Source organism: Streptomyces sp. NPDC127177 (assembly GCF_042672475.1).
Classification (GTDB): Bacteria; Actinomycetota; Actinomycetes; order Streptomycetales; family Streptomycetaceae; genus Streptomyces.
Genome location: NZ_JBHXUW010000016.1, coordinates 58,568 through 83,873 on the forward strand (window position 1 = coordinate 58,568; position 25,306 = coordinate 83,873).

Genomic DNA, 25,306 nt, shown 5'->3' on the forward strand with positions numbered 1-25,306 from the left:
CCCGGCCGGCGGGGCCGGTCCGCGACACTCCCGGACCGGCTCCCGCCCCGGGGAACCGCCGTACGGGGGACACCCCCGTGTCCCCCCGTACGGCGGCCGGCCCGATGCCCCGGCCGATGGGTCAGGAACGCTGCCCCTTCCGGTCGACCAGTGCGGTCTTCAGGACGGCGCTGACACCCTCCGCGGCCGGCGAGTCGAGCGAGCCGCTGCCCGCGTAGTGCGAGGTCTTCGCGTCCAGGAGCAGCAGATCGCGCTCCCCGGCGAAGTGGATCCCGATGACCGGCCGGTTCAGCGCGTCCTGGGTCTGCACGGCCCGCAGTCCCGGGATGGTGGCCATCGCCCGGTACACCTCGGCGAGCCCCTTCGGGTCGGCGGGACGGGACATCGCCAGCATCGACAGCGCGCCGAAGTCGTGCCGGGCGACGGACTCGTCCTCGCCCGGGTAGAAGGCCCGGGCCCGCTCCTTCACCCGGACCGGGTCGGAGGGCAGCTCCGCCAGGAACCGGAACCGTTCCCGCGGGGAGTGGTCGTCGCCCGACTTCCCGTTCTCGAAGGCCGGGTCGGCGTACCTGTACCAGTGCTCGGTCTCCAGGCGACCGCCGCGCTCCTCCCCCGGGCCGTCCTCCTGGGCGCGGATCTCCAGGTCCTTGGTGTAGACCCACTGCCCCGTCTTCGGCGTGGGCACCGGATCGTCCGCGACCTCGTCCGCCGCGTCCCGCAACACCTGTGCGGCGCTGCCCAGTTCGGTCACGGTGGCGGGTGCGGAGCCCGTCTGCGCCCCTTGGCCGCCGATCAGCTGGGTGCCGAGCACGGTCGCGGTGGCGACCGCGGCCGTGGTCGCCACCGCGGCGAGCCGCCAGTCGGCGCGCGGCCCGCGCCGCCGGCCCGCGGCCCCGGTCAGCCGCTGCCGCCCCTCGGCCAGAGTGCCCCGGTCCGGCGCCGGTGCGTCGGCGCGCAGTTCCCGCAGCAGCGTCATCTCATCCGTGTCCATGGGCCACCTCCAGGCTCTCGGTAACGACTGTGGGATCGGCCCCCAGGGCCTGGCGCACCTTGCGACGGGCCCGGTTGAGCCGGGAGCGGACCGTGCCGACGGGCAATGAGAGCGCGTCGGCGACCTCCTGGTAGCTGAGGTCGGCCCAGGCGACGAGCAGCAGCACGTGCCGGTCACCGGCGGACAACGCGGCGAGCGCGCCGGCGAGTTCGGTGTGTGCCGCCTGGGCGCTGACCCGGTGGTCGGCCCGGTCGGTCCAGGACTCGGCGACCGGGTCGGTTCCGGTGCGGGCCAGTGCGCGCAGCCCTCTGACCTCGGCGCGCCGGTGCTTGCCGATGAGGTTGGCCGCGATTCCGTACAGCCAGGGCCGGGCGCTCTCCCGGCCGGTGTCGAAGCGCGCCCGGGAGCGGAAGGCGATGAGGAAGGTGTCGGCGGTGATGTCGTCGGCGGCGCCCTCACCGAGACGGCGGGCGGCGTAGCGGTGGATGTCGGCGGCGTACCGGTCGTAGAGCAGCGCGAATGTCTCGGGCTGTTCCAGCGACTGGTTCACGACGGCCGCGTCGTCTCCGGGTGGTCCGGTCACGGTCTCTCCGTCTCCTTCGGTTCCGCAGGGGGCATGTCACCTCCTGTTGCCCGAAGTTGCCGAACGGGTTCACGCGGCCGCCGGGCGGCGAGCGGCACACCCGGCGAGTTCCCTTTGGGAACGGACTATGGCAGCATGCTTTCCGCAGGTCAATCCAGTTGAATGGCCGTCCGACGTGACGGAGGTATCCATGCCGCAGCGCACAAGCCTGGCCGACGCCGACTGCGCGATCGCCCAGGCGCTCGACGTGGTCGGCGACTGGTGGACCCTGCTGATCGTGCGGGACGCGGCGCGCGGCGTGCACCGCTTCGACGCCCTCCAGGAGGAGTTGGGGATGTCCCGCAAGGTCCTGACCGAGCGGCTGCGGCTGCTGGTCGACGCGGATGTGCTGTCCCGGGAGCCGTACCAGGAGCGTCCCACCCGGTACGAGTACCGGCTCACCCCGCGCGGCCGCGCCCTGCTGCCCGTACTGATCGCGCTCCAGGACTGGGGCGACGCCTGGGTGACGGGAGACGGAGCGACCATGGCGACCACACAGGAGTCCTCGCAGGAGGCCGCTCGGGTGCACGCGCTCGTGGGCACCCGGGTGCCGGAGCTGAGCCTGCCGGCGCACACCGGCGGGCAGTGCGACCCGGTCGCCGGAACGCCGTACACCGTCCTGTACTTCTTCCCCGGCGCCTACGCCCGCCAGGAGTCCTATCCGCCGGACTGGGCCGGAATCCCCGGCGCGAGGGGCTGCACCCTCGAATCGTGCACCTACCGCGACCAGCTGGCCGAGTTCACGGCGGCGGGCGCGACGGTGCACGGCGTCTCCACCCAGCGCCCGGACGAACAGCAGGCGTTCGCCCAGGCGGAGCGGCTGCGCTTCCCGCTGCTGTCGGACGCCGGTCTCGAACTGACGGCGGCGCTGCGGCTGCCGACCTTCCGGGCCGCGGGGATCAGCCGGCTGAAGCGCCTGACGCTGGTGGTGGACCGGGACCGCACGGTCCGCCGGGCGCTGTACCCGGTCACCGACATCGAGCAGAGCGTACAGGCGGCGCTGGCGGCGGTCCGTGCGGCGGCGCAGGCGCCCTAGCTGGGCTCTTCGGTGACGTGGGAGTCGGTGAGGGTGAGCGCGCCGCCCGCCGCGATCAGCCCGACGACGACCGCCAGCACGGCGTAGGTGATCCGTTCGCCGCGGAAGAACGACGCCACCAGGGCCTCGCTCCAGGTGCCCGCGGGCAGCTGGGTGGTGACCAGGGCGGCGATCAGGGTGCCGACCACCGCGGTACCGATGCTGCTTCCGACCTCCTGGGCGGTGTCGTTGAGCGCCGCGCCGATCGACGTGCGGTTGCCCGGCATCGCGTCGACCAGCGCGATGGCGCAGATCGTCATGACGGTGCGCAGTCCGACGGTCATCACGACCATGCAGGCCGCGATGGCGCCGTACCCGTGGTCGACGCCCCAGGACAGGCCTGCCAGTGAGCCGGCCAGGCAGGCCGCGCCGACCAGGCAGGCGATGCGGTGGCCGAACCTTCCCGCGAGCCACTCGGACAGGGGGGTGGCGGCGATCATGGTCACGATGAGGGGCAGGTTCGCCAGGCCGGCCCGCACGGGGCTCCATCCGTAGGCGTACTGGAAGTGGAGGATCAGGCCGAACATCACGGCGGCCATCGCGATGGCCGTGCCGATCTGCGCGATGGCCGCGCCGCGGACGGTACCGCTGGAGAAGAGGCGGAGGTCCAGCATGGGTGATGTGCTGCGCCGCTCGTGCCACACGAACGCGATGCCCGCGGCGATGGCGCCGAGGACCGATGCGAGTGTGGTCGCGGAGAGCCAGCCGTGCTCGACGCCGCTGGTCAGTGAGTAGCAGGCGAGGCCGATGGTGGTGACGCTCAAGCCGGCGCCCGGCAGGTCGAGCTTGTCGTCGGTCAGGTCCTGCGGCCGGTCGGCCGGGACTCCGAGACGGACGCCGATGGCCGCGATCAGGGCTATCGGGGCGTTGACGAGCAGAAGCCACTGCCACCGCGCATGGGCCAGGGCGGTGCCGCCCAGCAACGGGCCCAGGACGAAGCCGGACATGCCGACGACGATCATCAGGGTCATCGCGCGCATCCGCAGCGCCTTGTCGTCGAACAGCCGGAAGACCAGCGAGTTGGTGATGGGTGCCATGGCCGCCGCGGCTATGCCGAGGCCGGCCCGCAACGTGATGAGCTCCCCCGCGGTGGTGACCGCGACGACGCCCAGGCTCAGCAGGCCGAACACCGCCAGGCCGACCAGCAGCACACGTCGGCGCCCGAGCCGGTCGGCCATCGATCCCGCCGTCAGCAGCAGTCCGCCGAACGTCAGTGAGTACGCGCCGGTGACCCACTGCAAGGCAGTCGTGCCGCTGCCGAGGTCCCGGCCGATCGTGGGCAGCGCGATCGAGAGCAGCGTGTTGTCGACCATCTCGACGAAGAAGGCCAGACAGAGCGCTGCCAGCGGAATCCATGCCGCGCGCAGGGATGGATAGGTGCGCGCCGCAGCGGGCGCGGTGTCGGTCGTGGTCATGGCGGCCTCCCCCTCGGAACGCCGTCAGCTATCGAACGACGTTCTAGTATCGAACGTGGTTCGACCATAGAACGAGGTTCGATATTTGTGCAAGCTGTGATTGGATGTGGACCATGACAGGCCCGCGACCACGACCCGCCCACAGCCCTTCCCGAGGACGCCAGCGTGGATCGCACTCCATCGAGGCCGTCCTCACCGCGGCCGTGGCCCTGCTCGACGAGGCGGGCGAGCCCGCGCTGACCCTCCGCGCACTCGCGGCCCGGCTCGGCACCGGCGTCGGCAGCATCTACTGGTACGTCTCGGGCAGGGACGATCTGCTGGAGCGCGCCATCGACCACGTGCTCGGCGGGGTACTGGCGGACGTCGAACGCCAGCACAGCAGCGGCGATCCGATCGATGACCTGCGCGTGATGGCCGTCACGTTGTTCGACGCGATCGTGGACCGCCCGTGGCTGGGCGCACGCTTCATGCGCAACATCGCCACCCGCGGCAATTCGTTGCGGCTCTACGAGAAGCTGGGGCAGCAGACGCTTCGGCTCGACCTCACCCCGCGGCAACGGTTCCACGCCGTGTCGGCGGTCGTGGGCGTCGTGGTCGCCAACGCCGCCGACATGGGGCAGGAGCCGCCCCAGGAGGTGCTCGACGGCGTCGTCGGCCGCGACGAGTTCCTCGGCCGTTACGCGGAGACGTGGCGTGAACTCGATGCCGAGGAGTTCCCCTTCGTGCACGACATCGTCGAGGAGTTCGACGGGCACGACGACAAGGAGCAGTTCCTCGCCGGGCTGGAGCTGACGCTGGCGGGCCTCCGCCTCCAGGCCGGAACCTGACCCGCTCCCCCGGGCCGGGGCGGCCGTCTCGGCCCGGCCGTCGCGCGCTGGTCCGGCGAGCTTCGCGGCGCCGCCGGACGGGCTGCGGCCGACGATCACCCCCTCAGGAGGGATCGCACGGTCAGCGGGCGATCCGGCCCAGCATCTCCCGTGCGTACGCCTCGTCGTAGTCCCCGCCGGTGAGCAGGGCCTGGAGGCAGATCCCGTCCATCAGCGCGACCAACGCCCGCGCGGTGGCCGGATCGGTGCGTGCGGCGAGGAGTCCGGCCGTGGCATCGGTCCACTCGGCGGCGACCGGCCGCAGCGCGGGCCGGCGCAGGGCGGCGAGGTAGAGCTCGTACTCCAGCTCGGCCCGGTTGCGGCCGCCGCCGAAGAACTCCCCGAGCAGCCGGGCGAGTTCGGCCGCGAGATCGGCGGCCGGGTCGGCGAGGGCCCGGCTCTCCCGCATGACCGCGGCGAAGTTCTCGTTCGACCGGCGCAGCGCCGCGATCAGCAGCTCGTCCAGCGAGGCGAAGTGGTACGTCGTCGAGCCGAGCGGCACATCGGCCTCGGCCGCGACGGAACGGTGGCTCAGTCCGGCGATCCCCTTGGCGCCGACCACCCGGATCGCCGCGTCGATGATCCGGCCGCGCCGCTCGGGGTCGTACCGCCGCGCCATCAGTGCGCACCGCCCAGGTTGAGCACCGCCACACCGGCGATGACCAGCACGATGCCCGCCAGCTTGAGCAGGTTGCCGGACTCCCCCATGAACAGCATCCCGATGACCGCGACGGCGGCGGTGCCTGTCCCGGCCCAGATCGCGTAGGCGGTGCCCATCGAGAGGGTCTTGAGGGTCTGGGCCAGCAGCGAGAAGGCCAGCAGATAGCCGACGACGGTGATGAGCGAGGGCCAGAGGCGGGTGAACCCCTCGCTGTACTTCATGGCGGTCGTCCCGGCCACTTCCGCCGCGATGGCTGCGGCCAGCAGTCCATATCCCATGTGTACGAGTGTACGCATCGCCGGGTGCCGGGACGAGTACGGAACAGGCCGGGGTCGGCCCGGGACCGGGAGCGCTACCGTGGTCCGTCCATGTACATGATCGACTGGCAGACGGAGCGGCAGTGGCGCAGGACGCAGGGTGGGGCGGCGGGCCGTACGGAGGCGCGCCGCAGGGGGGACCTCCCGGTTGGGGCGGCTGGGGCGGTGGCTGGATGCCGCCCAAACCCGGAGTGATACCCCTGGGGCCGCTGAGGCTCGGGGACATATTCAACGGCGCGTTCGCCACCGTCGGGCGGCACGCCAAGCAGCTGTTCGGCGTCGGCGCGGCCGTGTACGGCGGGGCGCTGGCCGTGGTCGCGGCGGCGATCGCGATCGCGTACGCCGCCACCGCGGACCACCTGGATCGGATCTTCGCGCTCGGCTCCGACGAGAACCCCGCCACCGACGACTGGGTACCGGTCCTCGTCGCCTTCTGCGCGATCGTGCTGGTGTGCCTGATCGCGGGCGCGATCTCGACGGCCATGATGTACGCGGCCGTTCCGGCGGTGCTCCAGGAAGCGGTCCTGGGCCGGCCGGCCACCTTCTCCGCCGTCTGGCGGCGGGCCTGGGCCCGGATGCCCGCCGTGATCGGAACGGTCTTCCTGACCTGGGTGATCGCGATGGTCCCGATCCTGCTGGCCTGGGCCGGTGTCGTCGCCCTGGTGATCGGCGTGGTCGGCGCGGGCGGCGGTGACGGCCTCTCGATCACACTGGTCGTCATCGGCGTACTCGGTGCGCTGGCGACCGCGCCACTGGCCATCTGGCTCTGGGTGAAGTTCAGCCTGGCCCCGTCGGCCGTGGTCTTCGAGAACCAGGGGCCCGTCGCGGCGCTGCGCCGCTCGTCCCTGCTGGTGCGCGGCGACTGGTGGCGGATCTTCGGAATCAGCCTGCTGGCGGGCGTCCTCGCGGGGTTCGCGAGCTACCTGGTCCAGCTGCCGTTCTCGTTCATCGGCATGTTCTCCGGTGCGCTCGGCTCGGCGAACCTGGGCGACCATCCGAACCCGGCATCGGTCCTCGTCGCCATGAGCGGCTATCTGGTGGCCATCGCGATCGGACAGATGATCAGCCAGCTGATCGTGGCCACCTTCCCGCCGCTGGTGACCGGCCTGATCTACGTGGACCGGCGCATCCGCACCGAGGACCTGGGCCCGGTCCTCGCCGAGGCCGCCGCCGTGCCACCGCAGTACACGGACTGAGGTACGGGCCCTCGCCCGCCGTCCCCGTTCCGGCCCGGCAGGTGCGGGCCGCCGGGGCGGGGCCGGAAACCGGTCACTGCACCCCGTGCGGCCGGAACTGGATACTGATGCGCCCTCCGGTGGACCGGGCCGACTTCGGGACGGCGTGCTCCCAGGTCCGCTGGCACGAGCCGCCCATCACGATCAGGTCGCCGTGTCCCAGGGGCCGGCGTACGGTCTCGCCCCCGTGACGCGGACGGAGCAGCAGGTCGCGCGGGGCGCCGACGGAGAGGATGGCGACCATCGTGTCCTCGCGGGCGCCCCGGCCGATGCGGTCGCCGTGCCAGGCCACGCTGTCGCGGCCGTCGCGGTAGTGGCACAGGCCGGCTGTCGTGAACCCCTCGCCGAGCTCGGCCGCGTAGTGCGCGGACAGGGCCTGTCGCGCCTCGTCGAGAACGGGGTGCGGCAGCGGTTGGCCGGCCCGGTAGAAGGCGAGCAGACGGGGCACGTCCACGACCCTCTCGTACATCTGCCGGCGTTCCGCCTGCCACGGAACGTCGGCGGCCAGCCGCTCGAACAGAGCTCCGGCGCCGCTGAGCCAGCCCGGCAGGAGGTCGATCCAGGCCCCGTCACCGAGGACCGTCCGCCGGATGCCGCCCAACGCGCCCAGACGTACGTCGTCGCTCTGGTCGAAGAGCGATCCCTGGAGCTGGTGCGTTGCCATGTGCCCAGCCTACGCGAATCGAACAGATGTGCCATCCAGCGTCCGGTACGCGGTGCCGGACCGGCTTCCGGCGGACCGGCCCGTCACCCCGCGGCGGCCGCCACGCAGAACTCGTTGCCCTCCGGGTCCGCCATCATCACGTGGTGCCCGTCGAACCGCTCCAGTACGCTCCCGCCCGCCCGCACCAGGCGTTCGGCCTCCGCCTCGATCCGGGCCCACCGCTCATCGGCACCGCCGTGCCCCGGCACCCGGACGTCGATGTGGAGCCGGTTCTTCGCCGTCTTGGGCTCGGGGACCTTGAGGATGGACAGGCGGGGGCCGGTGCCGTCGGGATCGCAGAGCCAGGCACTGTCGTCCACGGACTCGTCCTCCGGCAGGCCGAAGGACGCGAACCACTCCTCGCGCGTCGCGAAGGGGGCCGGCGGTGGCTCGTCGACGTAGCCGAGAGCCGTCTTCCAGAAGGCGGCGAGAAGCCGCGCGTTCACACAGTCGAGCGTCAGATCGATACGGGCTGCCATGAGTGGACCGTACTGCCCGCCTCCGACAGCCACGGTGTCAGCCGACCGTGAACCAGGCAGAACGGGACTTCTTCCATTCGTCGTGGTCGAGGTCCTTGGCCTCCGTGCCGTCCCCGTACAGGTCGGCCGAGCCGGAGTCCGTGATCAGCTGGGCGCGGGCGCCGGGCGTGTTCAGATCCGGTACGTCGACGACGGACTCCCAGCCGCCCGGGTCGGTGGTCGGCAGGTCCAGGCGCTTGACCGGTGCGTGGCCGGCGACGCCGTCCCAGGAGTACAGGGCGTACGGGTCGGAGTTGTCGTCCGCGGCCCAGGAACCGGCCACGATCAGGTACTGGTCGGCTGCGTTCCTGCGGATGTCACGGATGCTGAGGCCGCCGAGGTCCAGCTCGATGGGGGTGCCGATCGTCGCCTTCGCCCCCGAGCCCACCACCTTGTCGAAGTTGGTGACGGGCACGATCAGCGCCTTGCCGCCCTCCTTCGGCGGGACGAGCGGCGCCCGGAAGCCGAGGTAGGCGGTGGTCGTCGAGCCGGGTGCGAACTCCAGGCCCTCGATGTTGAACCCGTCGATCTGCTTGGGCACTTCTCCGTCCTTCGTCCCCGCGGCGAAGCCGTAGCGGTTGCCGTTGGACTTGTCCCAGTCGACGAGGTCGTTGCGGAGCTTCTTGTACGAGCCGCCCACCGTCAGCTGGGTATCGGCGCCGGAACCGCTGACCGTCGTCGCGAAGACGGTGTTGCGGTCGGACTTGTACTCGCCGTCCTTGTTGTTGCCGAGCGAGCCGGTCCAGTAGATCGTGTTCCCGACCCGGGCCGCGCCCTCGATGTCGACCTCCTTGGACACCCCGAGCTTCTTGGCCACGTCCCACGTGCGGACGGGCGCGCCGGAGGCCGAACGGTCGTGGAGACGGAGGGTGTTGGACTCGTCGTCGGCCACCACCACATAGCCGCCACCGACGTCCACGGCGGCCGAGATGTCCGATGAGCCGGTGAGGTAGCGGGTGTCCGCGGCGTTCTGCACGGCGGCCGAGGCGGCGTAGTGCAGCGACTTGGTGGCGGTCTTGCCGCCGAGGCCGGTGACCTCGATCGTGAGGTCGGTGTATCCGCGGCCGTGGGCGGCGACCCGGAGCTGCCGGGTGGCGCCCGTGCCGGTCACCGTCACGTCTCCGGTCGCCGCGACGGACGACTTGGAGCTGGCGGAGGCGGCCACCCCGAGCTCGGACACATCGGCTCCGCTCTGGCCGACGGTGACCGTCACCACGGGGTCACCCGTCGCACCGACGGCACCGGAGAGGTAACCGGCGGAGAGCGTGATCGTCGGTGTCCCGTAGCTCGCGGCGTGCGCGGGTACGCCGAGGCCCAGGGCGGCCAGGGCCAGAGCACCTCCCGCGGCGGCGACGGAACGGCGGTGCGGGAGGACAGGCTGATGCGGCACGGTGGGCCTCTCGTCGGCATGGTGTCGAGAAACAGGTTCCGATTCTCGCGCCAACGGCGGGCGGACGCCGGGGATACGGCGGACGAACAACGTCGAACGGCCCCCGGCTCGGAAGCCGGGGGCCGTACACGCGGAAGGACCGCTCAGACGTTGAAGCCCAGCGCGCGCAGCTGCTCGCGGCCGTCGTCCGTGATCTTGTCCGGACCCCACGGCGGCATCCAGACCCAGTTGATCCGGAGCTCGTTGACGATGCCGTCGGTCGCGGACTTCGCCTGGTCCTCGATGACATCGGTCAGCGGGCAGGCCGCGGACGTCAGGGTCATGTCGAGGGTGGCGATGTTGGCGTCGTCCACGTGGATGCCGTAGATCAGGCCCAGGTTGACGACGTCGATGCCCAGCTCGGGGTCGACGACGTCGTACAGGGCCTCGCGGACCTCCTCCTCGGAGGCCGGCTTGGTGGTGAGAGTCTCGTTGTCGCTCATGCCGTCTTCCCTTCGGACAGCGCCTTCGCCGTCGCGTCCTTCCACGCCATCCAGCTCAGCAGCGCGCATTTGACCCGGGCCGGGTACTTGGAGACACCGGCGAACGCGACCGCGTCCTCCAGCACCTCCTCCATCGCGTCGTCCGGCTCCAGCTGTCCCTTGGACTGCATCAGCTCCAGGAACGCGGCCTGGATCTTCTGGGCCTCGCCCAGTTCCTTGCCGACCAGCAGCTCGTTCAGCACGGACGCACTGGCCTGGCTGATGGAGCAGCCCTGGCCCTCGTAACTCACGTCGGCGATGATCTCGCCCTCGTACCGCACCCGCAGCGTGATCTCGTCACCGCACGTCGGATTGACGTGATGCACCTCGGCGTCGCCGTCCCGCAGGCCGCGCCCGTGGGGGTGCTTGTAGTGGTCCAGGATCACTTCCTGGTACATGGAATCAAGCTTCACCAGTCAACCCTCAGCCGCTGTCTAACCGAAAAAGTTCCGGACGTGTTCCAGACCGTCCACCAGGGCGTCGACCTCGGCGGGCGTGGAGTACAGATAGAACGACGCTCGCGTCGTCGCAGGAATTCCGTACCGCAGGCAGACCGGCCGTGCGCAGTGGTGACCGACCCGGACGGCGATGCCCTGCTCGTCGAGTACCTGACCCACGTCGTGCGGGTGGATGTCGCCGAGCGTGAAGGAGATCGTGGCCCCGCGGTCCTCGGCGGTGGCCGGCCCGATGATCCGGAGGTCGGGGACCTCCAGGAGCCGCCGCACCGCGTACTCGGTGATGGCCTGCTCGTGGCGGTGGATGTTCTCCATGCCGATCGCCGAGAGGTAGTCCACGGCCGCGCCGAGGCCGACGGCCTGGGCGATCGGGGGCGTACCCGCCTCGAACTTGTGCGGCGCCGGGGCGTAGGTCGACGAGTGCATCGACACGGTCTCGATCATCTCGCCGCCACCGAGGAACGGCGGCAGGTCCTCCAGGAGCTCCTGCCGTCCCCAGAGCACTCCGATACCGGTCGGACCGACCATCTTGTGGCCGGTGAAGGCCACGAAGTCCGCCTGGAGCGCCTGCACGTCGAGCACCATGTGCGGGGCCGCCTGCGAGGCGTCGATGCAGACCAGCGCACCGACCTCCTGGGCGCGCCGGACGATCTGCTCGACCGGGTTGATCGTGCCCATGATGTTCGAGACCAGCGTGAAGGAGACGATCTTCGTCTTCTCGGTGATGATCTCGTCGATGTTGGACAGGTCGAGCCGGCCGTCGTCGGTGATGCCGAACCACTTCAGCTTCGCACCGGTGCGCTGCGAGAGCAGCTGCCACGGCACGATGTTGGAGTGGTGCTCCATCTCCGTGGTGACGATCTCGGTCTCGTGGTCGACCCGGTAGGGCTCGTCGGCCCAGCCGAGCATGTTGGCCACGAGGTTGAGCGACTCCGAGGCGTTCTTGGTGAAGATCACCTCGTTGCGGCTGGGCGCGTTGATGAACGCGGCGACCTTGTCACGGGCGCCCTCGTAGAGCGCCGTGGCCTCCTCCGCGATGGTGTACACGCCGCGGTGCACATTGGCGTTGTGCCGCTCGTAGTACTCGTTGAGGGCATCGAGCACCTGGCGCGGCTTCTGCGAGGTCGCAGCGCTGTCCAGGTACACGATCTTCTTGCCGTCGTGGACCGTGCGGTCCAGGATCGGGAAGTCCTTGCGGATCGCCTCGGTGTCGAGGAGGCCGGAGAGCCCCTGTCGGGCGTCAGTCACGCGGAAGCGCCACCCTTCGTGTAGGCCTCGTAGCCCTCGTTCTCCAGCGTGTCGGCGAGCTCGGCACCGCCGGACGCGGCGATGCGGCCGTTGGCGAAGACATGCACGAAGTCGGGCTTGATGTACTTGAGGATGCGCGTGTAGTGCGTGATCAGCAGGGTGCCGACCTCGCCGGACTCACGGACCCGGTTGACGCCTTCGGAGACGGTCTTCAGCGCGTCGACGTCCAGACCGGAGTCGGTCTCGTCGAGGATCGCGATCTTCGGCTTGAGGAGCTCCAGCTGAAGGATCTCGTGGCGCTTCTTCTCGCCGCCGGAGAAGCCCTCGTTGACGTTGCGCTCGGCGAAGGCGGGGTCCATCTGGAGGTCGGACATCGCCTCCTTGACCTCCTTCACCCAGGTACGCAGCTTGGGGGCCTCGCCGCGGACGGCGGTGGCGGAGGTGCGCAGGAAGTTGGAGACCGAGACACCGGGGATCTCGACCGGGTACTGCATGGCGAGGAACAGACCGGCGCGGGCCCGCTCGTCCACGGACATCTCCAGGACGTCCTCGCCGTCCAGGGTCACCGTGCCGCTGGTGATCGTGTACTTGGGGTGGCCTGCGAGGGAGTACGCGAGGGTGGACTTGCCGGACCCGTTGGGGCCCATGATGGCGTGGGTCTCGCCCTGCTTCACGGTCAGGTCGACGCCCTTGAGGATCTCCTTCGTGGCGTTGTCGGCCTCGACGGTGACGTGCAGGTCGCGGATTTCAAGCGTTGCCATGGGTGACTCAGGACTCCTGGGTGACGGAGACGAGCACATCGTCCCCTTGGATCTTGACGGGGTATACGGGGACGGGGCGCGTCGCGGGAAGGCCGGACGGCTTGCCGGTGCGCAGGTCGAAGCTCGATCCGTGCAGCCAGCACTCGATCATGCAGTCCTCGACCTCGCCCTCGGACAGCGACACGTTCGCGTGCGAGCAGATGTCGTTGATCGCGAACACCTCGCCCTCGGTGCGGACGACGGACACCGGCGTGCCTTCGAGCTCCACCCGCTTCGGGGTGTCGTCCTCCAGCTCGCTCAGCGCACAGGCCTTGACGAAGGCCATCAGACCGACGCCTTCAGCTCGGTCTCGATCTTGTCGAGGAGCCGGGCCTCGACGTCCGGCAGACCGATCTGCTGCACCAGCTCGGCGAAGAAGCCGCGCACCACGAGGCGGCGGGCCTCCTCGGCCGGGATACCGCGGGACTGCAGGTAGAACAGCTGCTCGTCGTCGAAGCGGCCGGTCGCCGAGGCGTGTCCTGCGCCGACGATCTCGCCGGTCTCGATCTCCAGGTTCGGCACCGAGTCGACCCGCGCACCGTCGGTGAGAACCAGGTTGCGGTTCATCTCGTAGGTGTCGGTTCCCTCGGCACTGGCCTGGATCAGCACGTCACCGATCCACACGGCGTGCGCGCCGTCGCCCTGCAGCGCGCCCTTGTAGGCCACGTTGGACTTGCAGTGCGGGGCGTTGTGGTCGACCAGGAGACGGTGCTCCTGGTGCTGGCCCTTGTCGGTGAAGTACAGACCGAAGAGCTCGGCCTCGCCGCCGGGGCCCGCGTAGGCGATCCGCGGGTGGATCCGGACGACGTCGCCGCCGAAGGTGACGACGATGGACTTGAACGAGGCGTCCCGGCCGACCAGCGCGTTGTGCTGGCCGACGTGGACGGCGCTCTCGTCCCAGTCCTGGACGGAGACGACGGTCAGCTTCGAACCGTCGCCCAGGACGTAGTCGACGTTGGCGGCGAGCACCGCGTCACCGGTGTGGTCGATGACGACGACGGCCTCGGCGAAGGCGCCCAGCTCGATGACCTGGTGGCCGTAGGCCACCCCGCCCTCGCCGTGCACCGTGATCCGGATCGGCTCGGAGAGCACGGCTTCCTTGTCGACCGAGACGACGGACGCCTGCTCGAAGGACGAGTAGGCCTGCGCGGCGACCCGGTCGACCGGCGTACCGGCCTTGCCCAGGCGGGCGTCGTCGCGGCCGACGGTCTCGACCGTGACGCCCGCGGGGGCGTCGATCGCGACCTTCACACCGCTGCCGGTGGCGACGGCCGTGCCGTCGTGCAGTCCGCGCAGTCGCTCCAGCGGCGTGAACCGCCACTCCTCCTCGCGGCCGTGCGGGACCGGGAAGTCCGCGACGTCGAAGGACGGGGGCGCGCTCATGCGCGTGGCGACGGTCGACTCCGCGGCCACCGCGATGGACCCGGTGGTCGTGGATCCCGCCGGAATAATCTGAGCCTCAGCCATGGCTGTCGTAGTGCTCTCTTTCTCAGTCGGACAGATGTCAGGGGATGGGAACGCCGGCGTACTAGCCGACGGATCCCTCCATCTGCAGCTCGATCAGCCGGTTGAGCTCGAGGGCGTACTCCATCGGGAGCTCCTTCGCGATCGGCTCGACGAAGCCGCGCACGATCATCGCCATCGCCTCGAACTCGGTCATACCGCGGCTCATCAGGTAGAAGAGCTGGTCCTCGGAGACCTTGGAGACGGTCGCCTCGTGACCCATCGACACGTCGTCCTCACGGACGTCGACGTACGGGTAGGTGTCGGAGCGCGAGATCGTGTCGACGAGCAGCGCGTCGCAGAGCACGTTGGACTTCGCGCCCGGTGCGCCCTCGCCGATCTCGATCAGACCGCGGTAGGAGGTGCGGCCACCGCCTCGTGCCACCGACTTGGAGACGATGTTGGACGAGGTGTTCGGAGCCATGTGGACCATCTTGGCGCCGGCGTCCTGGTGCTGGCCCTCGCCCGCGAAGGCGATGGACAGGGTCTCGCCCTTGGCGTGCTCGCCCATCAGGTAGATGGCCGGGTACTTCATGGTGACCTTGGAGCCGATGTTGCCGTCGACCCACTCCATCGTCGCGCCCTCGTAGGCGACGGCGCGCTTGGTGACCAGGTTGTAGACGTTGTTCGACCAGTTCTGGATCGTCGTGTAGCGGCAGCGGCCGCCCTTCTTCACGATGATCTCGACGACCGCCGAGTGCAGCGAGTCCGAGGAGTAGATCGGGGCGGTGCAGCCCTCGACGTAGTGGACGTAGGCGTCCTCGTCGACGATGATCAGCGTCCGCTCGAACTGGCCCATGTTCTCCGTGTTGATGCGGAAGTAGGCCTGGAGCGGGATCTCGACGTGCACGCCCTTCGGCACGTAGATGAACGAGCCACCGGACCACACGGCCGAGTTCAGCGAGGCGAACTTGTTGTCGCCGACCGGGATGACGGTGCCGAAGTACTCCTTGAAGAGCTCCGGGTGCTCCTTCAGCGCGGTGTCGGTGTCCATGAAGATGACACCCTGCGCCTCCAGCTCCTCGTTGATCTGGTGGTAGACGACCTCGGACTCGTACTGGGCGGCGACACCGGCCACGAGGCGCTGCTTCTCCGCCTCCGGGATGCCGAGCTTGTCGTACGTGTTCTTGATGTCCTCGGGCAGGTCCTCCCAGGACTCCGCCTGCTTCTCCGTCGACCGCACGAAGTACTTGATGTTGTCGAAGTCGATGCCCGACAGGTCCGAGCCCCAGTTCGGCATGGGCTTCTTGCCGAAGAGCTTGAGGCCCTTGAGCCGCAGCTTCAGCATCCACTCGGGCTCGTTCTTCTTCTCCGAGATGTCACGGACGACGGCCTCGGAAAGGCCGCGCTTGGCCGCCGCGCCTGCCGCGTCGGAGTCGGCCCAGCCGAATTCGTACGTGCCCAGGCCATCGAGCTCAGGGTGGGCAGTCTCCGTAGGGAGCGTCATGCGGGGTTCCTCCCGGACTTGCTGGTGGATGCTGAATCAGTGGTCTGTGGGGTGGGGTGACCGCTGCGCGGGATGTAGGTCGTACACACCCCGTCGCCGTGGGCGATGGTGGCGAGTCGCTGTACATGGGTCCCCAGGAGGCTGGAGAAGATCTCCGTCTCCGCCTCGCACAGCTGCGGGTACTGCTCGGCGACGTGTGCGACCGGGCAGTGGTGCTGGCACAGCTGCTCACCCTGCTGCGGGCCCGGCGCGCTGCGCGCCGTAGCAGCGTACCCGTCGGCGGACAAGGCCTTGGCCAGCGCCTCCGTACGCGTCTCGGGGTCCGCGGCCTCGATCGCCTCGCGGTAGGCCGCCGACTGGTCGGCGACCCTGGCACGGGCGAACGCCATGACCGCTTCGTCGCCCGCGGTCTCGGCGATCCAGCGCAGGGCGTCCGCGGCGAGCGCGTCGTAGGACTGGTCGAAGGCGTCCCGGCCGCAGTCGGTCAGGGCGAACACCTTGGCCGGGCGGCCACGGGTCCGTGCCCCGTACACCCGCTGCTCACGGGCCTCGACGACATCGTCGGAGACGAGGGCGTCGAGCTGTCGGCGGACGGCGGCCTGGGTGAGCCCCAGGCGCTTCGCGAGATCGGCGGCGGTGGACGGGCCGTGGTCCAGGACGGAGCGCGCGATCCGGTTGCGCGTCGAGCGCTCACCGGTCGCGAGTTCCTCCTGCGGAGCCTCGCCAACGTATTTCACAACGCCATTGTTGCGTAATTCATCCGGCCCTGACAACCACGGTCCGAAACGATCTACCGTGGAATCGATCACTTAGGGTTACCTAATCAAGCCCCGGAAGGGGGCTCCGAATGGCGGCTGCCTAGACTTACCGCTCATGAAGAGCGAGCCCGCCCCACCCCCGTCCGGCCCGGCTGTCCAGGTCCGTGGCCTGGTGAAGCGGTACGGCGACAGGACGGCGGTGGACGGCCTCGATCTGCGCATGGCCGCCGGAGCGGTGACCGCTGTCCTCGGCCCCAACGGGGCCGGCAAGACCACCACGATCGAGACCTGCGAGGGGTACCGCCGTCCGGATGAGGGATCGGTCCGGGTCCTCGGTCTCGACCCCGTCTCCGACGCGGCGCGTCTTCGTCCCCGTATCGGTGTGATGCTCCAGTCCGGCGGCGTCTACTCCGGCGCGCGCGCCGACGAGATGCTCCGGCACATGGCGAAACTGCACGCCCACCCGCTGGACGTGGACGCCCTGATCGAGCGCCTGGGCCTGGGCGGCTGCGGCCGCACCACCTACCGCCGGCTCTCCGGAGGCCAGCAGCAGCGGCTGGCGCTGGCCATGGCCGTCGTCGGCCGGCCCGAGCTGGTCTTCCTGGACGAACCGACCGCGGGCCTCGATCCGCAGGCCCGCCGCTCCACCTGGGACCTCGTACGGGAACTGCGCGCCGACGGCGTGTCCGTCGTGCTCACCACCCACTTCATGGACGAGGCCGAGGAACTCGCCGACGACGTCGCGATCATCGACGCGGGCCGGCTCCTGGCACAGGGCAGCCCGGAGACGCTCTGCCGGGGCGGCGCCGAGAACACCCTGCGCTTCACCGGCCGCCCCGGCCTCGACCTCGGCTCCCTGCTGAAGGCGCTGCCCGACGGTACGGAGGCGGCCGAGCTGACCACCGGTGCCTACCGCATCACCGGCCAGGTCGACCCGCAGCTGCTGGCCACCGTCACCTCCTGGTGCGCGCAGAACGGCGTGATGCCCTCCGGTATCTCCGTCGAGCGCCACACCCTGGAGGACGTCTTCCTGGAACTGACCGGCAAGGAGCTGCGCGCATGAGCGCCGGTACGTACACCCCCCGGCCGGGCTCCGCCCCGCTGCCGCGCATGATCGCCGCGCAGACCGCGCTGGAGACGCGGATGCTGCTGCGCAACGGCGAGCAGTTGCTGCTGACCGTGGTCATCCCGACGCTGCTGCTGGTGCTGTTCAGCGCGGTCGACATCGTGGACACCGGGGCGGGCGACTCCGTCGACTTCCTGACACCCGGCATCCTGGCACTCGCCGTGATGTCCACGGCCTTCACCGGCCAGGCCATCGCGACCGGCTTCGAGCGGCGATACGGGGTGCTCAAGCGGCTCGGCGCCTCGCCGCTGCCGCGCTGGGGGCTGATGACCGCCAAGACACTGGCCGTGCTCGTCACCGAGGTGCTCCAGGTGGTGCTGCTGACGGTGATCGCGTTCGCGCTCGGCTGGTCGCCGCACGGCAACCCGTTCGCCGTACTGCTGCTGCTCGTGCTCGGCACCGCCGCGTTCTCCGGGCTGGGGCTGCTGATGGCCGGAACGCTCAAGGCGGAGGCGACCCTCGCCGCGGCCAACCTGGTCTTCCTGCTGCTGCTGGTGGGCGGCGGGGTCATCGTGCCGCTGGAGAAGTTCCCGGACGCCGTGCAGTCGGTGCTGGGGCTCCTGCCGATCGCGGCCCTGTCCGACGGTCTGCGGGACGTCCTGCAGCACGGTACGGCGGTGCCGTGGGGCGACCTGGCGATCCTCGCCGTCTGGGCCGTGCTGGGCCTGGGTGCGGCGGCCCGGTTCTTCCGCTGGGAGTGAGTCCGGGCGGGAGTCCGGCCGGGCAGAAGTGCGGCCGGGCGGAAGTGCGTCGGGTGGTGGTGAGTCCGGGGCGCAGGTGAGTACCGGACACGCGACGGGTCACGATTCGTCCCCCTCGTGAAAGCTTGCACAAGCGGCCGCCTACGATGGTGCGCGTGCCCAAGCTGACCCGAGCCGAAGTCGCTCAAGCCGTACGGAACCCGCTCCAGTACATCGCCGAACGCTGGACGCCGTCCTCCCGGACGGTGCGCCGCGCGACGATGTCGGCCGTTGTCATGGCCGTCGCCATCGTCGTCACCGGCGGTGCGGTCCGGCTCACCGGTTCCGGTCTCGGCTGCCCCACCTGGCCCAAGTGCACCGACGAGAGCCTGACGGCGACGGGCGCGATGGGCTTCCACGGCGCCATCGAGTTCGGCAACCGGATGCTGACGTACGTCCTGTGCGCGGCGGTCGGGTGGGCGATCATCGCCGCCCGTTCGGCGAAGCCGTGGCGGCGCGGTGTCACCCGGCTCGGCTGGGCGCAGTTCTGGGTCGTGATGGGCAACGCCGTCCTCGGCGGCATCGTCGTCCTGGTCGGCCTCAACCCGTACACGGTGGCGGCACACTTCCTGCTCTCGACCGCGCTCCTCACCCTCGCCCTGGTGACCTGGCAGCGGACCCGGGAGGGCGACACGGCCCCCCGCCCGCTGGTCGGCAAGGCGGTCTCGCAGCTGACCTGGCTGCTGGTGGTGGCGGCCGGACTGCTGATCGCGGTCGGCACGGTGGTCACGGGGGCCGGCCGGCACGCCGGTGACTCCAGCGACGTCCACCGCATCCCGATCGACTGGAAGACGATCGCGCAGCTGCACGCGGACCTGGCCTGGGTCGTGGTGGCTCTGACCGTCGCGCTCTGGTTCGTCCTGAAGGCCGTCGACGCCCCCGTCGGGCCGCTGCACCGCACCCGCGACCTCTTCCTGATCCTGATGGCGCAGGGCGTGATCGGGTACGTGCAATATTTCACCGACACCCCGGAGATCCTGGTCGGGCTGCACATGTTCGGCTCGTGCCTGGTGTGGATCGGCGTGGTGCGCGTCCTGCTGTCGCAGCGCGAACGGCCGGTGTCCGTGCCCGTGGTGCCCGGCCCGGCGGCCGAGCAGCCGGAGCCCGCAGCTGCGGGCTGAGCCACCCGCCACCGCCCCGCCGACAGCACTACCGGCCGGGGCCGGGCGCCCACTCCCCCGGCGCCACGTCCAGCAGCGCGGCCACCCGGTCCCGGCCCGGCAGCGGTCCGTGGTCGCCGGTGACCCGCAGCGCGGCGCCCGCGGTGAGGTGCCCCAGCCGGAGTGACCGCACTGTGTCCTCGCCGCGCAGCAGCCCGGCGAGGAACCCGGCGGCGAACGCGTCACCGGCGCCCACCGGTTCGACGACCTCGACCCGGGGCGCGGGCACGGTGTGGACCCGGGCGCCGTCGAACGCGGTGGCGGCCCGTCCGCCGTCCTTGACCACCAGGACACCGGGCTCGGGCAGCAGTGCGCGTACGTCGGCCGCGTCCCCCAGTCCCTCTCCCCACAGGGCCTGCGCCTCGTCCAGTCCGACGAAGACGATGTCCGCCCGCCGGGCGAAGCCGAGCAGCACGGCGGCGGCCGTGCCGTCCGTCCACAGGGCGGGCCGGTGGTTTACGTCGAAGCTGACGGGGCATGGACGTTCGTCCGCCGTCGGCTCCAGCAGTGCGGCCACCAGTTCGCGGCAGCTCTCGGAGAGGGCCGGGGTGATACCGCTGAGGTGGATGAGTCCGGCGGAGCGGACCGCGTCGTCGTCCAGCAGGTCCGGGGCCAGGGCCGAGGCGGCGGAGCCCCGGCGGTAGTAGTGGACCCGGGTGCCGTCGGGGCCCGGGTCCTTGACGAGGAGCCCGGTCGGACGGTGCGGATCGGTGCGCACCCCGCTGACATCGACACCGCAGGCGGCCACCTCGCCGCGGATCCGGCGGCCGAACGGGTCGTCACCGAGGGCGGAGACCCAGCGGGCGGGCACTCCGTGGTCGGCGAGGTACATGGCCACGTTCGACTCGGCGCCCGCGATCCGTACGCCGAGCTGTCCCGCACCCTCCAGCGGGGCGGGAGGTTCCGGCACCAGGGCGGCCATGGTCTCGCCGATGCAGGTCACCGGGGGCCGGGCGGTCCGCCGGTCCGCCGGGGACGCGGGCGTGGGTGCGCCGGCGCTCGTCACCCGGCGTCCGTCGGCAGGCGCACGGCGTCGAGGAAGGTGCGGGTGCGGGCGCGCAGCGCGTCGGGGCTGCCGCCGTCGGCCGCGTCGCCGATCAGCGGGGAGCCGACGCCCACGGCTGCCGCTCCCCCGGCGAGATAGCTGCGGGCCAGGTCCGCGTCCACGCCTCCGACCGGCACGAACGGCGCGTCCGGGAACGGCCCGCGCAACGCCTTCAGATAGCCGGGGCCGCCGGCCTGCGCGGCGGGGAAGAGCTTGTACGCGTCGGCGCCGAGCCGCTGTGCGGCCACGATGTCGGTCGGGGTCATCACTCCGGCCAGCACGGGCAGTCCGAGGCGCTTCGCCTCGCCGACGCCCTCGCACACGGCCGGGGTGACGACGAAGTCGGCTCCCGCCTCCCGTACCGCGCTCGCGTCCGCCGCGGTCAGGACCGTTCCCGCGCCGAGCGGTGCGGTGGGGCCGAGGGCGGCCCGGGCCCGGCGGATGACGTCGAGTGCGCCCTTGCCGCTGAGGGAGACCTCGATGAGCGCGAGGCCCTCGTCGGCCAGGGTGAGTACGGTTTCGAGCGCTGCGTCCGCGTCGTCGCCGCGCACGATGGCGACGATCCGGTGGGTGCGCAGTGCGGTCAGCAGATCCATGTCCGGGCTCACTGTTCCTTCGGTACGGCTGGTGCTGTCTCCGGCTCCCGGGCCCGGCCGTGGAGCGGCGCGCCGCCACCACCGGCGGGACGGCGGAGGCCGGACGGACGGCTGTCCGGCCGGCCTCCGCCGCTCTGTCGTCGGCCGGGCCCGGCCGGCCCTCAGGCCTTGTTGGCGGGGCCGCCGACCTGGATGCCCGCCATCCGCGTCCACTCGTACGGGCCGGTGTGCACCTTGGCGGCGAACTCGCCGTCGAAGGAGTCGTGCATCGTGATCCCGGCCTTCTGCGCGGCGCTCTCGGCGACCGCGTACGACGGGGCCACCAGATCGCCCCAGCCGCCGTCCTCACCGACGAGGATGATGCGGGTGCCCGTCCGGCCGATGTAGGCGAGCTGCCCCTCGGCGCCGCCGTGGGCCTTCGCGAAGGCACCGATCTGCTTGGCCAGCCGCGCCGCCCTGCGCTCCGCGCGCGCCGCCTGCTTGCTGTCCACCTGCTGGGTCTCAGCCGTCTCTGCCATGCACAGGATGCTACCGACGGGTAGATCAAGTGGCGACGGGCGGGGCACGTGGCGTGGGCCACGCACCCCGCCCGGCGGCGGGAGTCGAGGGGGCGGACTACCTCAGGAAGGGGTCCACCGCGACTGCGACGAACAGCAGCGACACATAGGTGATCGACCAGTGGAACAGCCGCATCTCCTTGAGCTTGGCGCCGGCCATTCCGGCCTTGGCCCGGTTCTGCAGGCCGTGCGCCTCCCAGAGCCAGAAGCCACCGGTGAGCAGCGCCACGGCCGTGTAGAACCAGCCGGTGTAGCCGAGCGGCGTCAGCAGCAGGGAGACGATGACCATCACCCAGCTGTAGAGAACGATCTGGCGGGCCACCACCCGGTTGGTCGCAACCACGGGGAGCATCGGGACGCCGACCCGCGCGTAGTCGTCCTTCACCTTCATGGAGAGCGGCCAGTAGTGCGGCGGCGTCCAGAAGAAGATGACGGCGAAGAGGATCACCGCGGCCCAGGACATCGAGTTCGTCACGGCGGACCAGCCGATGAGGACCGGCATGCAGCCCGCGATACCGCCCCAGACGATGTTCTGCGAGGTGCGGCGCTTCAGCAGCATCGTGTAGACGACGACGTAGAAGAGCAGCGCTCCGAGTGACAGCGCGGCCGACAGCCAGTTGACCAGCAGCCCGAACCAGACCGTCGAGATCACCGCGAGGGCGATACCGAAGGCCAGGCACTCGCGCGGGCTCACCATGCCGGTGACCAGCGGTCGCTGCGACGTACGGTCCATCAGCGCGTCGATGTCGCGGTCGATGTACATGTTCAGCGCATTGGCACCACCGGCGGACAGGTAGCCGCCGATGGTGGTAGTGAGTACGAGCCACAGGTCGGGTACACCCTGAGCGGCCAGGAACATCACCGGAACAGTGGTGATCAGCAACAGCTCGATGATCCGAGGCTTGGTCAGCGCCACGAACGCCTTGACACGGGCCCCGAACGGGCGATGGCCCCCTGGGCCCGGAGTCAAGGCGACCCCTGCGGGTCGGGACTCGACGGCCGTCACGCACACCCCTGACAGAGAAATCCCAGCAAGCTCCGGGCGTGAAGGCCCGGTAAAGACTTGCGCGAACCAGACCACTGTAGACGTTGGGGACAGGCCGCCCTTCGCGGGGGTGGGCTCGTGTTGATGTGGCGCGGAGGGCGGCCGCGGCGGGCGCCCCGGGGCTCTCGCTCATCCGGGTGACGGACCGGAATGCCCGGGGCTCGGGCGGGCACGCTCAGGAGTGTCCGGGCGCGCTCCTCGGAGTGCCTCAGGAGTGGGTCGCCGCGCTCATCGGAGTGGCGCATCGGTGAGCCTCCGCGCTCATACGGGAGGCGGATTCAGCGGCCCGCCCGCACCCTGGGATTACCCGGAAAGAGCGGGTGGCGACGGGGGTAGGCTCGACAACGCCCGGTGCGGTCACAGTCACCGGTTTACAACAGTGGAGAGGAGCCCTGACTCAGGGTGAGCACCAAGCCGACCACCACAGACCTCCAGTGGACCGAATTGGACCAGCGGGCCGTGGACACTGTCCGCGTTCTCGCCGCGGACGCCGTACAGAAGGTCGGAAACGGCCACCCGGGTACGGCCATGAGCCTGGCTCCCGCCGCGTACACCCTCTTCCAGAAGGTGATGCGGCACGACCCCGCCGATGCGGAGTGGACCGGCCGCGACCGGTTCGTGCTCTCGGCGGGCCACACCAGCCTGACGCTGTACATCCAGCTCTACCTGGCCGGCTACGGCCTGGAGCTCGATGACCTGAAGGCGTTCCGTACCTGGGGCTCGAAGACCCCGGGCCACCCGGAGTACGGCCACACCACCGGTGTCGAGACGACCACCGGCCCGCTGGGCCAGGGTGTCGCCAACGCCGTGGGCATGGCCATGGCCGCCCGCTACGAGCGCGGCCTGTTCGATCCGGAGGCGGCCCCCGGCACCTCCCCCTTCGACCACATGGTGTGGGCCGTCGCCGGTGACGGCTGCCTCCAGGAGGGCATCTCCGCGGAGGCGTCCTCGCTGGCCGGGCACCAGAAGCTGGGCAACCTGGTCCTGCTGTGGGACGACAACCACATCTCCATCGAGGGCGACACGGAGACCGCGGTCTCCGAGGACACCCTGAAGCGCTACGAGGCGTACGGCTGGCACGTCCAGCGCGTCGACCAGCTGCCCGACGGCGACCTGGACCCGGCGGGCCTGTACAAGGCGCTGCTGGCCGCCAAGGCCGAGACCGGGCGCCCGTCGTTCATCGCGGCCCGTTCGATCATCGCCTGGCCCGCCCCGCACGCCCAGAACACCGAGGCCGCCCACGGCTCCGCGCTCGGCGACGACGAGGTCGCCGCGACCAAGAAGGTGCTGGGCTTCGACCCGGAGAAGTCCTTCGAGGTCGCCGACGAGGTCATCGCGCACACCCGTGAGGCGCTGGACCGCGGCCGCGAGGAAAAGGCCGAGTGGGAGAAGACGTTCGCCGCGTGGCGCACGGCCAACCCGGAGCGCGCCGCCGATTTCGACCGTATCCGCGCGGGCGAGCTGCCCAAGGGCTGGGAGGACAAGCTCCCCGTCTTCGAGCCCGGCAAGGCCGTCGCCACCCGCGCCGCGTCCGGCAAGGTGCTCCAGGCCCTCGGCGACGTCGTGCCCGAGCTGTGGGGCGGCTCCGCCGACCTCGCGGGTTCGAACAACACCACGATCGACAAGACGTCGTCGTTCCTCCCGGCGGGCAACCCGCTGCCGGAGGCCGACCCGTACGGCCGCACGATCCACTTCGGCATCCGTGAGCACGCCATGGCCGCGGCCATGAACGGCATCGCGCTGCACGGCAACACCCGCATCTACGGCGGCACCTTCCTGGTGTTCTCCGACTACATGCGCAACGCCGTGCGGCTGTCCGCGCTGATGCACCTGCCGGTGACGTACGTGTGGACGCACGACTCGATCGGCCTCGGTGAGGACGGTCCGACCCACCAGCCCGTCGAGCACATCGCCTCGCTGCGCGCGATCCCGGGCCTGAACGTGGTGCGCCCGGCCGACGCCAACGAGACGGCGATCGCCTGGCGCGAGATCCTGCGCCGCTACACCAAGGTGTTCGGCAAGGGCGCCCCGCACGGTCTGGCGCTGACCCGCCAGGGCGTGCCGACGTACGAGGCGAACGAGGACACCGCCAAGGGCGGGTACGTCCTTCGAGAGGCCGAGACGCCCGACGGGCACAGCGCAGCGCCCCAGGTGCTGCTGATCGGTACGGGCTCCGAGGTCCAGCTCGCCGTCGACGCGCGCGAGGAGCTCCAGGCCGCCGGCATTCCGACCCGTGTGGTGTCGATGCCGTGTGTCGAGTGGTTCGAGGAGCAGGACCAGGCGTACAAGGACAGCGTCCTGCCGTCTTCCGTGAAGGCCCGCGTCGCCGTCGAGGCGGGTATCGGCCTGACCTGGTACCGGTACGTCGGGGACGCCGGCCGGATCGTCTCGCTGGAGCACTTCGGTGCCTCGGCCGACGCCAAGGTCCTCTTCCGTGAGTTCGGCTTCACCGCCGAGCACGTCGCCGCCGCCGCGCGGGAATCTCTCGCGGCCGCCGCGCGCTGACGCCGTT

General features: G+C 70.7%; 27 protein-coding genes. 7 read left to right on the forward strand and 20 right to left on the reverse strand.

Features of this window, described 5'->3' with window-relative positions; all coding sequences use genetic code 11:
- Positions 1 to 121: 121 nt before the first annotated feature.
- Positions 122 to 991, reverse strand: a complete 870-nt coding sequence (locus tag ACFVJX_RS12640) for a CU044_5270 family protein (RefSeq protein ID WP_384314429.1) — start codon at positions 989 to 991, stop codon at positions 122 to 124.
- Entirely contained in the window at positions 978 to 1,574 is a 597-nt protein-coding gene (locus ACFVJX_RS12645; RefSeq protein ID WP_384133233.1) for an RNA polymerase sigma factor, read from the reverse strand. Before ACFVJX_RS12645 ends, ACFVJX_RS12640 begins: the two co-directional genes overlap by 14 nt.
- A 190-nt stretch (positions 1,575 to 1,764) precedes the next feature.
- Here ACFVJX_RS12645 and ACFVJX_RS12650 point away from each other — a divergent pair, with 190 nt between their 5' ends.
- Positions 1,765 to 2,649: a winged helix-turn-helix transcriptional regulator gene (locus ACFVJX_RS12650; RefSeq protein WP_384133230.1), complete on the forward strand. Its 885-nt coding sequence runs from the start codon at positions 1,765 to 1,767 to the stop codon at positions 2,647 to 2,649.
- Here the strand turns inward: ACFVJX_RS12650 and ACFVJX_RS12655 are convergent.
- Entirely contained in the window at positions 2,646 to 4,103 is a 1,458-nt protein-coding gene (locus ACFVJX_RS12655; RefSeq protein ID WP_384133227.1) for an MFS transporter, read from the reverse strand. The two genes, ACFVJX_RS12650 and ACFVJX_RS12655, sit on opposite strands and share 4 nt — an antisense overlap.
- A 179-nt stretch (positions 4,104 to 4,282) precedes the next feature.
- Here ACFVJX_RS12655 and ACFVJX_RS12660 point away from each other — a divergent pair, with 179 nt between their 5' ends.
- Positions 4,283 to 4,930 carry a TetR/AcrR family transcriptional regulator gene (locus ACFVJX_RS12660; RefSeq protein WP_384133304.1) on the forward strand — a complete coding sequence of 216 codons (648 nt, stop codon included), beginning with the start codon at positions 4,283 to 4,285 and terminating at the stop codon, positions 4,928 to 4,930.
- Positions 4,931 to 5,051: 121 nt separating this feature from the next.
- Here the strand turns inward: ACFVJX_RS12660 and ACFVJX_RS12665 are convergent, their stop codons facing one another.
- Together ACFVJX_RS12665 and ACFVJX_RS12670 are read right to left on the reverse strand one after the other, a co-directional pair.
- Positions 5,052 to 5,588, reverse strand: coding sequence for a TetR/AcrR family transcriptional regulator (locus tag ACFVJX_RS12665; RefSeq protein ID WP_384133225.1), 537 nt, complete (start codon positions 5,586 to 5,588; stop codon positions 5,052 to 5,054).
- A complete protein-coding gene (locus ACFVJX_RS12670; RefSeq protein ID WP_384133222.1) occupies positions 5,588 to 5,926 on the reverse strand; it encodes a DMT family transporter in 339 nt (112 codons plus the stop codon). The genes ACFVJX_RS12665 and ACFVJX_RS12670 overlap by 1 nt, the downstream gene beginning before the upstream one ends.
- A 194-nt stretch (positions 5,927 to 6,120) precedes the next feature.
- Here ACFVJX_RS12670 and ACFVJX_RS12675 point away from each other — a divergent pair, with 194 nt between their 5' ends.
- Positions 6,121 to 7,143, forward strand: a complete 1,023-nt coding sequence (locus tag ACFVJX_RS12675; protein WP_384133220.1) for a hypothetical protein — start codon at positions 6,121 to 6,123, stop codon at positions 7,141 to 7,143.
- Positions 7,144 to 7,216: 73 nt separating this feature from the next.
- Here ACFVJX_RS12675 and ACFVJX_RS12680 read toward each other — a convergent pair whose 3' ends face one another.
- The 11 genes from ACFVJX_RS12680 to ACFVJX_RS12730 all read right to left on the reverse strand — a co-directional run bounded on the left by ACFVJX_RS12680 (position 7,217) and on the right by ACFVJX_RS12730 (position 16,504).
- The gene (locus tag ACFVJX_RS12680) at positions 7,217 to 7,846 is read right to left on the reverse strand and encodes an alpha-ketoglutarate-dependent dioxygenase AlkB (RefSeq protein WP_384133217.1); all 630 of its coding nucleotides are present in this window, start codon (positions 7,844 to 7,846) and stop codon (positions 7,217 to 7,219) included.
- A gap of 83 nt (positions 7,847 to 7,929) precedes the next feature.
- A complete protein-coding gene (locus ACFVJX_RS12685; RefSeq protein WP_384133215.1) occupies positions 7,930 to 8,364 on the reverse strand; it encodes a VOC family protein in 435 nt (144 codons plus the stop codon).
- Positions 8,365 to 8,401: 37 nt separating this feature from the next.
- Positions 8,402 to 9,793 (reverse strand): DUF3616 domain-containing protein, encoded by a 1,392-nt coding sequence (locus tag ACFVJX_RS12690; protein WP_384133212.1) that lies wholly within the window; start codon positions 9,791 to 9,793, stop codon positions 8,402 to 8,404.
- Between the two features lie 143 nt (positions 9,794 to 9,936).
- Positions 9,937 to 10,275 carry a metal-sulfur cluster assembly factor gene (locus tag ACFVJX_RS12695; protein WP_056783575.1) on the reverse strand — a complete coding sequence of 113 codons (339 nt, stop codon included), beginning with the start codon at positions 10,273 to 10,275 and terminating at the stop codon, positions 9,937 to 9,939.
- Positions 10,272 to 10,727 carry a Fe-S cluster assembly sulfur transfer protein SufU gene (gene sufU / locus ACFVJX_RS12700; protein ID WP_384133204.1) on the reverse strand — a complete coding sequence of 152 codons (456 nt, stop codon included), beginning with the start codon at positions 10,725 to 10,727 and terminating at the stop codon, positions 10,272 to 10,274. The genes ACFVJX_RS12695 and sufU overlap by 4 nt, the downstream gene beginning before the upstream one ends.
- A gap of 21 nt (positions 10,728 to 10,748) precedes the next feature.
- Positions 10,749 to 12,017: a cysteine desulfurase gene (locus ACFVJX_RS12705; RefSeq protein WP_384133201.1), complete on the reverse strand. Its 1,269-nt coding sequence runs from the start codon at positions 12,015 to 12,017 to the stop codon at positions 10,749 to 10,751.
- Complete coding sequence (gene sufC, locus ACFVJX_RS12710) at positions 12,014 to 12,778, reverse strand: Fe-S cluster assembly ATPase SufC (protein WP_384133199.1); 765 nt, start codon at positions 12,776 to 12,778, stop codon at positions 12,014 to 12,016. Before sufC ends, ACFVJX_RS12705 begins: the two co-directional genes overlap by 4 nt.
- 7 nt (positions 12,779 to 12,785) lie before the next feature.
- Entirely contained in the window at positions 12,786 to 13,103 is a 318-nt protein-coding gene (locus ACFVJX_RS12715; RefSeq protein ID WP_365407250.1) for a bifunctional 3-phenylpropionate/cinnamic acid dioxygenase ferredoxin subunit, read from the reverse strand.
- Positions 13,103 to 14,284, reverse strand: a complete 1,182-nt coding sequence (gene sufD, locus ACFVJX_RS12720; RefSeq protein WP_384133195.1) for a Fe-S cluster assembly protein SufD — start codon at positions 14,282 to 14,284, stop codon at positions 13,103 to 13,105. The genes ACFVJX_RS12715 and sufD overlap by 1 nt, the downstream gene beginning before the upstream one ends.
- Before the next feature lie 61 nt (positions 14,285 to 14,345).
- Entirely contained in the window at positions 14,346 to 15,767 is a 1,422-nt protein-coding gene (gene sufB, locus ACFVJX_RS12725; RefSeq protein WP_311306372.1) for a Fe-S cluster assembly protein SufB, read from the reverse strand.
- Positions 15,764 to 16,504: a helix-turn-helix transcriptional regulator gene (locus ACFVJX_RS12730; protein ID WP_384133191.1), complete on the reverse strand. Its 741-nt coding sequence runs from the start codon at positions 16,502 to 16,504 to the stop codon at positions 15,764 to 15,766. The genes sufB and ACFVJX_RS12730 overlap by 4 nt, the downstream gene beginning before the upstream one ends.
- 136 nt (positions 16,505 to 16,640) lie before the next feature.
- Between ACFVJX_RS12730 and ACFVJX_RS12735 the strand changes: the two genes are divergently transcribed.
- From ACFVJX_RS12735 to ACFVJX_RS12745, 3 genes are all read left to right on the forward strand, one after another.
- On the forward strand, positions 16,641 to 17,588 hold the full coding sequence (locus tag ACFVJX_RS12735) for an ABC transporter ATP-binding protein (protein ID WP_384133188.1): 948 nt from the start codon (positions 16,641 to 16,643) through the stop codon (positions 17,586 to 17,588).
- Positions 17,585 to 18,352 carry an ABC transporter permease gene (locus tag ACFVJX_RS12740; protein ID WP_384133185.1) on the forward strand — a complete coding sequence of 256 codons (768 nt, stop codon included), beginning with the start codon at positions 17,585 to 17,587 and terminating at the stop codon, positions 18,350 to 18,352. Before ACFVJX_RS12735 ends, ACFVJX_RS12740 begins: the two co-directional genes overlap by 4 nt.
- 146 nt (positions 18,353 to 18,498) lie before the next feature.
- Entirely contained in the window at positions 18,499 to 19,512 is a 1,014-nt protein-coding gene (locus ACFVJX_RS12745) for a heme A synthase (RefSeq protein ID WP_384133182.1), read from the forward strand.
- 28 nt (positions 19,513 to 19,540) lie between these two features.
- On the opposite strand, the gene ACFVJX_RS12750 is transcribed toward ACFVJX_RS12745, so the two are convergent.
- The 4 genes from ACFVJX_RS12750 to ACFVJX_RS12765 form a co-directional block, all read right to left on the reverse strand.
- Entirely contained in the window at positions 19,541 to 20,557 is a 1,017-nt protein-coding gene (locus ACFVJX_RS12750) for a sugar kinase (RefSeq protein WP_384133179.1), read from the reverse strand.
- Positions 20,554 to 21,192 carry a bifunctional 4-hydroxy-2-oxoglutarate aldolase/2-dehydro-3-deoxy-phosphogluconate aldolase gene (locus tag ACFVJX_RS12755; RefSeq protein ID WP_384133176.1) on the reverse strand — a complete coding sequence of 213 codons (639 nt, stop codon included), beginning with the start codon at positions 21,190 to 21,192 and terminating at the stop codon, positions 20,554 to 20,556. The genes ACFVJX_RS12750 and ACFVJX_RS12755 overlap by 4 nt, the downstream gene beginning before the upstream one ends.
- A 161-nt stretch (positions 21,193 to 21,353) precedes the next feature.
- Positions 21,354 to 21,710 (reverse strand): hypothetical protein, encoded by a 357-nt coding sequence (locus ACFVJX_RS12760; RefSeq protein ID WP_384132795.1) that lies wholly within the window; start codon positions 21,708 to 21,710, stop codon positions 21,354 to 21,356.
- Between the two features lie 97 nt (positions 21,711 to 21,807).
- Complete coding sequence (locus ACFVJX_RS12765) at positions 21,808 to 22,761, reverse strand: heme o synthase (protein ID WP_384132798.1); 954 nt, start codon at positions 22,759 to 22,761, stop codon at positions 21,808 to 21,810.
- A 435-nt stretch (positions 22,762 to 23,196) separates the two neighbouring features.
- Here ACFVJX_RS12765 and tkt point away from each other — a divergent pair, with 435 nt between their 5' ends.
- Positions 23,197 to 25,299 carry a transketolase gene (gene tkt, locus ACFVJX_RS12770; protein ID WP_384132801.1) on the forward strand — a complete coding sequence of 701 codons (2,103 nt, stop codon included), beginning with the start codon at positions 23,197 to 23,199 and terminating at the stop codon, positions 25,297 to 25,299.
- Positions 25,300 to 25,306: the final 7 nt, after the last annotated feature.